We start from the raw sequence: 5,358 nt of genomic DNA, 5'->3' as shown, positions 1-5,358 counted from the left end.
TATGGTTTCGTATCCATCGCTCTCATTTTATGGACTTGCTATAGGCTCAAATGTCAGAAGTTATTCAGCTCGAAAATGTATCTCTTTGGAGGCGAACTCAAGAAGAGTTTTCCTATGATTTGAAGCGAACTATATTGTCCTTACTGGAAGGGAAACTTCAAAAGCCAAGTAAGAAATTGGTTCTAGATCAGATTAATTTAACGGTTAATGCTGGTGAACGAATAGGATTTATTGGTTCAAATGGAGCAGGAAAGTCAACTTTGTTGAAAGTGATTTGTGGGATTTTAGAACCTACTTGTGGCAGGGTGAAAACTAGAGGAACTATAGCTCCTTTAATTGAGTTAGGTGTTGGCTTTGATGTTGAAAACTCTGTGTTGAACAATATTATTTACTACGGGGTTTTTCTAGGCTTTTCTAGAAAGGATATGGAGAGAAGAACCCAATCGATTTTGGAGTTTGCTGAGTTAGAAGACTATGCTTATGCACCCATTAAAGCATTATCATCAGGGATGGTCTCTAGGTTGGGTTTTGCCGTTGCGACTGAAGTCCAGCCTGATATTCTGATTTTGGATGAGGTGTTTTCTGTAGGAGATGCCAGCTTTGTGAAAAAGTGCCAGCAACGAATGCAACGGTTTTGGCAAAGTGACACTACGATTCTGTTAGTCTCACATAACTTAGAGTTTATTCAAGCAAATTGCCAGCGGGCTGTATGGTTGGATCGTGGCCGCATTAGGTTCCAAGGTGCGGCTCAAGAAACTGTGCAACGATATTTAGACACAGTGGGTTGATGCCAAGCTCCGACCATCGGGATAGTATCATCTGTGGCTATAACTGAGTGGTTTACGACGATACCGATACTTGCGATAGAGTTGCCTAGCCTGGGGAGGAAGATGAGCTGAGAGCATTTTCCTGAGTTCATAGCGAACCAAGCTAACAAGGGGTAATTTTCCTAGGCAAGTCCAGTGCCTTGGGTGGGTTAGGACTGTCTGTAACAATAACCAACCAAAGGATGACAATAGTCTCGATCGCCAAAATGCTGCTGAAACATCAGCATAGGCTGGGGAGGATAGGTGGTTGAGCAACGCGACAATAACCTGTTGTTGATCCTGCCTGCGTTTGGCACTAGCGGAATAGGCGTTAGGCAACAATCGATAGGCTGCTAACGCTGCGGGTGTATAGCAAATGCCATGGCGCAGGGCAACGACATGCAGAGCAAACCAGTCGCAGTGCCACCGCAAATCGGGTAAGAACCCACCTGCTGCCACGAAAGCAGAGCGACGCACCAACGAGGCATGACCAGCAATCCATAACCCATCTGAATCGAGATACTTGACTAGCTCTTGGGGAGGCACAAACACTGGCTGATCGCTGAGAAAAAATTTGTCTGTTCGGAAGTCAATTTCGCCGGTTTCATCGTGCAAAAAGGCAGGATGGGTGGCACACAGACCTGCTTGGGGATAGGTGCGCAATAGCTTAATACCTGTCTCAAAGAAACCAGGGAGGACGCAATCGTCTGCTGCTGAAGAATAGATGAACTCCCCTTGGGCAAGTTGCAAAGCTCGGTTGAGCGAAAACACAGCGCCCTGGTTTTGCTCATTACAGACTAAACGCACACGATCGTCCTGCTGCACAAACGGTTGGATGATCTCAAGGCTATTATCCGTCGAGGCATCATCCACCAGAATCACCTCAAAATCAGCAAAGGACTGGGACAGCATAGCCGTCAGAGCTTCACCGATATATTGACCATGGTTATAGTTGGGCAGCAGAACAGATAACGTGGGGGAGGTGGCCATCGCAGGTTCCTTGCAGAATTCACGAGTCGGCTGATACCAGTTGGTTTTCTACTGCTAGCGGTAAAGTGCCGATCGCCCCTTTCATTAGACCATCTAAGATGCAATGACTAATGGCAAGGTGAGAAATTTCAGCAAAGCCATAGGAGAAGGTCGGCACGTAAAAGTTTAAGTCCCCTAGTTGCCGGAGCGGATTATCTGGCTTAAACGCTGACAGGGTAATGACCTTACAGCCCAGAGAGAGCGCCTGGTGAACACCAGCTAGGATGTTAGCCGATTGTCCTGAACTGCTAATGGCAATTAACACATCTCCCGCTTTCCCCAGCATTGAAATTGGCTTACTAAACACCTGCTCATAGCCAAAATCGTTACCAATGCACGTCAGTAACGAAGCATCGTTGAACGCTACTGCTGGGAATCCACCATTACGCCAATAGTCAACTGCCTGATGACTGGCAATACCCGCACTCCCGCCATTGCCAATGAACATCACCTTGTGATCAGCTTGTTGAGTTTGTTGACGCACCAACCGGGCGGCTTGGTCAATCCCCTCTGAAAACGATAGGGACGTATTGGTGCGATCGCTGACTTGAAACTGTTCACTGAGAGCAGCTAACTGCTGAAAATACTCAATACCAAAGGGATTAGATGATAAACGTTGCATAAGGTCAAGTTAAGTACATAAAAATGAAGCCCAGTTTAACCTAAATTGCAATCAACTAGTGATAGCCCGATAGGCAGCCGTTAGGTCTGGTTGGTTCAGTAGCTCAATAACACGGGGTAGCATCTGTTGAATCTTAGGCACTAGTTGTAGATGCGTCAACTCACTCAAGGTGAACAGACCTAATGCTTGACCCTCCGTGAGGCATAACTGTTCCACGCTAACTGTCAATGGCAGGGCAAAAATATAGGTGACCCATGGCTTGACCTCTTCATCCCAAGTGAACAAAAATCGGGGTTCAGGGGGTGTCCAACACAGTTCTTCCATCAACTCGCGCACTATCGCCTGATGGGGCGTTTCACCTGGATCCACAGAGCCACCAAACAGTCCCCAATGGTTGGGATGATAGATGGTGGGCTTATTGTCCCGGAGTTGCAGGAGTAGACGATCGTCCTGGTAAATGAACGCCTTAGCCACCTGGAACGATCGCTGCGTCATGATTTGCCCAGATAGGTAAACCACTCCTTCGTCGCCTCTTGAATTGACTCTGGAGTCCAAACAGGAGCGTCCTTCCATAGATCGATATGGGCCAACATCTGAGCAACACCATCGGGAAAAGCAACTTGAGGTTCCCAGCCTAGAAGCGTTTTGGCCTTAGTAATATCGCCCCAGGTACAATCCGGTTCTCCAGGACGTTTGGGAATGTAGGCAATCGACGCTTCTGTACCTCCCAATAGGTGCACCAAGGTCAGCACACTTTGGGGCTTACCAGAACAGATGTTGATAATGTCGTTAGACAAATCCGACTGAGCCGCCTTAATAAAGGCCTCCACCACATCGCTAACAAAGGTAAAATCGCGAGTCTGCTTGCCATCCCCTACCACAGTAAACGGCTTACCTGCAAGTTTTTGGGCGAGAAAAACCCCAAACACTGCCCCATAGGCCCCCGTGGTACGAGAGCGAGGGCCAAAGACGTTGAATAACCTTAGGGACAATGCAGGCAGCTTATATACCTTGGCCCAGTGCATCACCAACTGTTCACCCAAGTATTTAGTTAAAGCATAGGGATGCTCTGGATTACAAGGATAGGATTCTGGCGTAGGGTACTGGTCAGGAATACCGTAGCAAGTGGAGGAGGCCGTGTAAATAAACCGTTGGGGCATTACCTGCCGACAGGCTTCTAGCAGGGCATAGGTGCTGTGGGTATTGGCATGGTAATACTTTCCCGGATCCTGAATTGAGGGAACTAAATCGGCTAGGCCGGATAAGTGAAAAACCCAATCAATGCCTTCAAGCTGGTTGGGTTGAATTGTAGCTGTGTCCTGCTCAACAAACTGGAAATTGGGGGACGTTTGGGCTTGCTGAAGATTGGTCAGCCGTCCAGTACTCAGACTGTCAATGCCAGTAACTTGGTGGCCCAGAGCCAGTAGGCGATCGCAAAGATGGCTGCCAATAAACCCAGCAGCTCCAGTAACTAGACACCGTTTGGACGTAGAAGATAGATCGGTCATCGGACTCATGGAACCTTCTGTGATAGGCTATTGGGTTGTAATCCTGTTGCCCTAAAGAGGATTGCTCTCCGAGAATTACCTCAGTAATCATGCCACAGTACCATCACCCTTGGCATCATTGTTTGTAGCATCATCACCCTTAGCATAGTAGTAGAAGGAACTTGTACTGCCGAGTTTGTGACAGCCAAGATTTAGAAATTGCCATTGACCTCGGTTTCCAACCTTGGTGCAATCACTTCTTGTTACCCGATGAAGTGGGTAAGGAACCTTATTACCCCTTGCGAGTGCTCTATTGTCATAGATGTAGCACTGTACAGCTAGACTATACGGTCAAAAAAGAAATCATGTTCGGCGACCATACCTATCTCTCTGGAGTGACGCGCTCCTTGAGTGAACATTTCCGGCGAGTAGCAGAGGAGGTAGATCAACGATTTTTTGCTGGGGTGTTCCCAAAGTCAGTGCTGGATATTGGATCCAATGATGGCACCCAACTGAAGCACTTTCAGGCATTAGGCTACGAGGTGTTGGGCGTAGAGTCTTCTAAGACAACTGCCAGAATTGCCAATGAGGCTGGTATTCCAACCATTAATGAATTTTTCAATCAGTCGTTGGTGCAGCGGTTGGGTCGTCAATTCCATGTCATTAATGCAGCAGGAGTATTTTTTCACCTAGAGGAATTACATTCTGTTGCTGAAGGAATCCGAGAAGCCTTACGCCAGGATGGTGTGTTCGTGGTGCAGTTTCTCTACATGAAACGTATCGTAGAGAATTTGGCCTTTGACCAGATTTATCACGAACATCTGTTGTACTACACCTTAAAGACGATCGAAATCCTACTAAACCGCCATGGCCTCTCCATGTTTGATGCCTACCTTGCTCCCATTCATGGTGGCTCCATTATCGGCTTTGTCACCCATCAGGGTCAACAGGAACCCAGTAAGCGTCTACAGGCCATGCGGCAAGCAGAAATTGAGGCCAAGAGCAACGAACTAGAAACGTATCTAGCCTTTGCCCGTCAAATTGAGCAAATGAAAGTGCAGAATTTGGCCTATCTAGAGCGAGCAAAGCATTACGGAAAGCGCATCTTTGGCTTCGGTGCCCCCGTTAAAGGCAACACCCTACTCAACTACTTTGGTATTGGCACACAGTACTTAGATTACTTGGTAGAAAAGAATCAACTACGCCGTGGGTTATATTCACCAGGGATGCATATTCCGATCGTACTAGAGAGTGAACTCACTACACCACCTGATATCTACTACGTTCTAGCCTGGAACTTTAAGCAAGAGATCCTCGCCAACAATCAGCATCTGTTAGATCAAGGGGTGGAGTTTTATTTTCCAGTTAATCCTGAATAGTTTTTGCAGGAGATGGATGCAATGGGCAACTGACC

6 protein-coding genes are annotated in these 5,358 nt (G+C 47.3%); 2 read left to right on the top strand and 4 right to left on the bottom strand.

Annotated elements, in window-relative coordinates:
* Positions 1-50 precede the first annotated feature (50 nt).
* Entirely contained in the window at positions 51-788 is a 738-nt protein-coding gene (locus NZ772_13065; GenBank protein MCS6814481.1) for an ABC transporter ATP-binding protein, read from the top strand.
* Positions 789-815: 27 nt separating this feature from the next.
* Here the strand turns inward: NZ772_13065 and NZ772_13060 are convergent, their stop codons facing one another.
* Genes NZ772_13060 through NZ772_13045 form a run of 4 tightly spaced genes read right to left on the bottom strand, consistent with a single transcriptional unit; the run spans position 816 to position 3,965 of the window.
* Positions 816-1,796, bottom strand: coding sequence for a glycosyltransferase family 2 protein (locus NZ772_13060; protein MCS6814480.1), 981 nt, complete (start codon positions 1,794-1,796; stop codon positions 816-818).
* A 19-nt stretch (positions 1,797-1,815) separates the two neighbouring features.
* Positions 1,816-2,457 carry an SIS domain-containing protein gene (locus NZ772_13055; GenBank protein MCS6814479.1) on the bottom strand — a complete coding sequence of 214 codons (642 nt, stop codon included), beginning with the start codon at positions 2,455-2,457 and terminating at the stop codon, positions 1,816-1,818.
* Between the two features lie 51 nt (positions 2,458-2,508).
* Positions 2,509-2,952, bottom strand: coding sequence for an NUDIX hydrolase (locus NZ772_13050; GenBank protein ID MCS6814478.1), 444 nt, complete (start codon positions 2,950-2,952; stop codon positions 2,509-2,511).
* Positions 2,949-3,965 (bottom strand): SDR family oxidoreductase, encoded by a 1,017-nt coding sequence (locus tag NZ772_13045; protein ID MCS6814477.1) that lies wholly within the window; start codon positions 3,963-3,965, stop codon positions 2,949-2,951. The genes NZ772_13050 and NZ772_13045 overlap by 4 nt, the downstream gene beginning before the upstream one ends.
* A gap of 161 nt (positions 3,966-4,126) precedes the next feature.
* Between NZ772_13045 and NZ772_13040 the strand changes: the two genes are divergently transcribed.
* Entirely contained in the window at positions 4,127-5,323 is a 1,197-nt protein-coding gene (locus NZ772_13040) for a class I SAM-dependent methyltransferase (GenBank protein MCS6814476.1), read from the top strand.
* Positions 5,324-5,358 lie beyond the last annotated feature (35 nt).

It is taken from the genome of Cyanobacteriota bacterium (assembly GCA_025054735.1).
Taxonomy (GTDB): Bacteria; Cyanobacteriota; Cyanobacteriia; order SKYG9; family SKYG9; genus SKYG9.
The sequence above is the reverse complement of the archived record's forward strand: the minus strand, read 5'-3'. Positions and strand labels throughout refer to the sequence as shown.